General features: G+C 47.6%; 4 tRNA genes. All 4 read right to left on the minus strand.

Annotation, left to right across the window (positions count from 1 at the left end):
* Positions 1-182 precede the first annotated feature (182 nt).
* Positions 183-258 (minus strand) — tRNA-Ala (locus tag PUN32_RS14015).
* A gap of 6 nt (positions 259-264) precedes the next feature.
* Positions 265-340: transfer RNA gene (locus PUN32_RS14020), tRNA-Val, on the minus strand.
* A gap of 30 nt (positions 341-370) precedes the next feature.
* Positions 371-446, minus strand: a tRNA-Lys gene (locus PUN32_RS14025).
* Positions 447-464: 18 nt separating this feature from the next.
* Positions 465-540 (minus strand) — tRNA-Glu (locus tag PUN32_RS14030).
* Positions 541-634: the final 94 nt, after the last annotated feature.

The raw sequence follows: 634 nt of genomic DNA on the forward strand, positions 1-634 counted from the left end.
TCGATACCAAGCACACTTGAATGTGTTGTTGGTGTTTATCTTTCGATAAACATTGAGAACTTTACAAACAACAATAAATTGTTGTTTTGTCAGCTTTCCAAATTGTTAAAGAGCAAGATTCGCTTTCTACTAAAAGAAAACAGGAACCATTTTTAAAAGCACTCATCGAATGCGCTTAAAGATGGTGGAGTTATGCGGGATCGAACCGCAGACCTCCTGCGTGCAAGGCAGGCGCTCTCCCAGCTGAGCTATAACCCCATAATATGGTGGGCGATACCGGGTTCGAACCAGTGACCCCCTGCTTGTAAGGCAGGTGCTCTCCCAACTGAGCTAATCGCCCACGTATTTTACTTCCCGTGGCGGAAGAGTTTGGTGGGTCGTGCAGGATTCGAACCTGCGACCAATTGATTAAAAGTCAACTGCTCTACCGACTGAGCTAACGACCCCTTTACTTCGCAAGGAAGTGGTATCCCGTAGGGGAGTCGAACCCCTGTTACCGCCGTGAAAGGGCGGTGTCCTAGGCCTCTAGACGAACGGGACACTATGTTTGCTTCTCTAATCTAAACCATATCAATCTGTGTGGACACTCATCACGATAATCTTCGTGTAAGGAGGTGATCCAGCGCCAGGTTCC

This window comes from Vibrio chanodichtyis, assembly GCF_028863985.1.
GTDB classification, from domain to species: domain Bacteria; phylum Pseudomonadota; class Gammaproteobacteria; order Enterobacterales; family Vibrionaceae; genus Vibrio; species Vibrio chanodichtyis.